This is a genomic window from Vibrio sp. V39_P1S14PM300 (assembly GCF_009904765.1).
GTDB classification, from domain to species: Bacteria; Pseudomonadota; Gammaproteobacteria; order Enterobacterales; family Vibrionaceae; genus Vibrio; species Vibrio proteolyticus.
Map to the genome: position 1 here is coordinate 1 of NZ_WXWP01000392.1, position 3435 is coordinate 3435.

Below are 3435 nucleotides of genomic sequence, written 5' to 3' on the forward strand. Positions count from 1 at the left end.
ATATCTAATTATGAAAACATATATACAAAGAGGCTGAGATTGCATCATTAATAATGTGATGGCAATCACCAATATATGAAATAAAAATGATAATTAACCACAAAAGCCGCGATTAATGTAAGAATATTTTATCAAAAAATAGATTTTTCCAACTCAATATGTATTCACACCCATCATGAGGAATGTGCATTTTTTATACATTCAGCCCACATTTCGTGCAATAAAGCCATATAAATGGAATAAAGATCACCATTAATATAATTAATGCCTACTATAAGTAACAAATAACTCAAATTAGAAATAATAACGATAAATATTTACTTTAGAATACGTTTAATTTCCGCAATCGATTGCCTTAATCGATAATAAAAAAGAGAGCATATGCTCTCTATTTCTTATTCATTACCGATAGCGTCTGCGAAGCAACCAGAGTAATATCATCATTACCCAAGGTGAATTTGAGCCGCCGGAACCTCCGCTGCTTTCCCCTTGATTTTCAGCGACACTTTGAGTGCGAACTTGCAGTTCATATTCCGCTGTTTGTACTGAATCATCGACAAATATCACTTTATATTTCAGCACATCGTAAAGTGTTTCTTTTCGCTCGGCTGGTGCGGTGTACACTAACGTCGTGCCGTTGATGATCACTTCTCCATGCAAAGGCGGCGTTAAAATTTCAATCGAACGAATGTCACTGTCATCGTGCTCACCTGCGGGCCGGAGTAGGATCTGCTCACCGTAGACCACCGACACACTTTCGTCGTTGATCGCAATCGCGCGATTACGCACCACCAGTTTGATGGTTTTCGCCACCCGACCACCCTGGTTGTCTGCCACGACGACAGTCAAAGGATAGACCGTTCCGTTGTTGGCATCGGATGGGATCTGTACCTGTATCCATGAACGCTGCGGATGAGTGATCGACAACGGCGTCTCCTGACTGACCGACCAACGATAGCTGTGACTATCGGAATCCACGTCCCGGATATTCTTAACCGCAAGTGTGACTAACTGCCCCGCTTTCACCGAATTTAGCGGATAATCAACCTCAAATACTGGCAAATCATTCACTGCGCTGATCGTTACACTCACATTGGCATAGTTAGACGCCACACCCTGACTATCCACCAGGCGATAAGTGAAGTGATCGACACCATTGATATTGGCCGACGGTGTGTAAATCGTACCACGAAAACGTCCTTTTGAAGGTGGCTGACCGATCTCAACACGATACACTTCATTCGCATTGAGATGCTGGTCATTGGATTTGACATCGACTGTCACCGACTGATCTTCACGCATGACCACAAAATCATCCATCGCAACAACATCGCTGGCGATCTGCTCTTCAAACAGAGCCGCAAACGGAAAATTATAGTAGGCGCCGCGGCTCAAGCCATAAGCGAGATACTCATCTTTTCCCCCAAAATATTGTTCTTTGCGTTGCCCATCGCCCAAATAGGCATCAAGAAATTGAGTGGAGTATTCCGCGGTACCATTTTCAATTTCCAGTACTAACATGGACATGCCCGGCTCCAGAGCCACAGGCGCCGGTAAACGAATTTGCCCGCCACCGACAGGGGCCACACCGCTGGCCAGTTCACGGCCATCAGCCAGATCAAAATGTGCACGACCTAAATTCACGTTGTACGGATAAACGCGTAAAACGTAACGCATAGGTAATGCGACCGTGTTTTCCTTTGCGTAAAATTGAAAACCGACTAAATGCTTCGGCGTATGACCCACGTCCACAGCAAAGCCAAGCGCATCAATGCCGTTTCGGTATGAGACATAAGTGCGCCCGAACGACGTCAACCATGCCGACTTTCCTGCCGCACTCGGAATATCGAGACTAAAGCGAGCCGCGTTCGGATCGCTGACAATGCCACGCAGGGCGATATTGGTTTCACGCCCGGCGGTGACTGTCATCAGCGAAGGGAGTGACGCATCCGATAACTCCGTGATCTGTTCACTGCCGGGAAATACGTCGCCGTCATCGCCTGTCGAATGGCCATTGTCCAGTAGCCCGTGATTGTCCGCCTGTAGGATCTGTACCTGCATCGGCCCCTCAGCATTGAACATGTGGTCAACGCTCACGGATGTGACCAGCAGACCTTCAGCGGGCAGTGCACGGTCATACCCAATGTTACGTCGGTTTTCGATGTACGCACGTGGGCCAAACTGCTTCAGATAAGGGTCGAGGTGAATCACACTTTCACCCTGCGCAGTTTGTACTGTTTGTGCACCGCTTTGAGACAGTACTTTAGGCTGGATGAAACCGGCTGCCTCCTTGCTCCATGCCAACATGTTGACCGGCGTCTGGCCCGAGTAGGAATCTCCCGGCTTACTCCCCCAACTGCCACTGCCCATTAACCCCCACTGCCCGATAGAACCATTGTGTCTGTAGGAGTAAAGGTCCGGTAAACCCAACATCAGATGCCCCAGCTCGTGCGCAATTACCCCCATTGTGGACTGGTGGTCGTGTTGAAAATCAGCGAACAAACAATACGCGCTGATGGTTTTTCCATCCAAAGTTACCTGCCTATGGCTGTATTTATGCGGCCATATCGTTGGTGTTTTGTTCGTCCCACTTGCCTTGTCATTCCCGGCAAAAACGAACATCACAGACAGTTCTCTGGGTTCAATGTTTCCGTCACCGTTATCGTCATACGTTGATAAATCAAAATCTGCGTCCAGCGCCTGATAGGCTTTCTCAAACGCAGTGTTCAGTTTTGTCTGACACGTGTTATCGGTCTTTGAATGACAGTTGGGATGATTGATGTCGAGAGTGACATGCACAATGCCATCATTCTCCGTACCCGATGTTTCTCGGGCAGGTACAACCTTGTAGCGACCATTGCTGTTTTTGAGAAAATAGTCCTGAACACTTTGCTGGTTGATACCAAAAACGCTCGCCTGAAAGTCATTTACCATGACCTCGTCTTGAAAACTGACTTGCACCACCAGCAAAGGTTGTTCTGTCACCGCGGTTTGCCCTTCGATGGCAGGGGCAAACTGTCTGCCAGTCGTCAACGTAAGACGGCGCTTTCCCGGCGTCATTTCCGTTGGTGGCACAGACAAATACACGGGATCAATCGGGTGAGAATGAATGTTGGCATCTTGTGGTGGCGGAGCCTCACTCGCCAGCACTTCAGTCGAAACGACTCGCTTTTGCTGCTGCTCGTAGTAACCGTAGTACCAGAGCCCATCCTGCTCCTGAATGTACAACGTCCCCTGACGATCCTGATACCAGAACATATCTTCCGATCCCATCAAACGCAGATCTTTGACCGAACCATCACTGAACGTCATTTAATGCCAGACCGGCGCAGGCAAGGTGGTGCCGAAAACGGGCGTCACCAATAAGCTTGCCAGTAGCCCCGCACTAAGTGCGTTGTTTTTTATCATTATTTTCTCTCGTTATCTGAGTTAAGT

General features: G+C 47.9%; 1 protein-coding gene. It reads right to left on the bottom strand.

Translation table 11 applies throughout. The annotated features are described in order from the left end of the window. Positions 1 to 402 precede the first annotated feature (402 nt). Positions 403 to 3312, bottom strand: coding sequence for a M6 family metalloprotease domain-containing protein (locus tag CAG65_RS20330; protein ID WP_161454792.1), 2910 nt, complete (start codon positions 3310 to 3312; stop codon positions 403 to 405). Positions 3313 to 3435 lie beyond the last annotated feature (123 nt).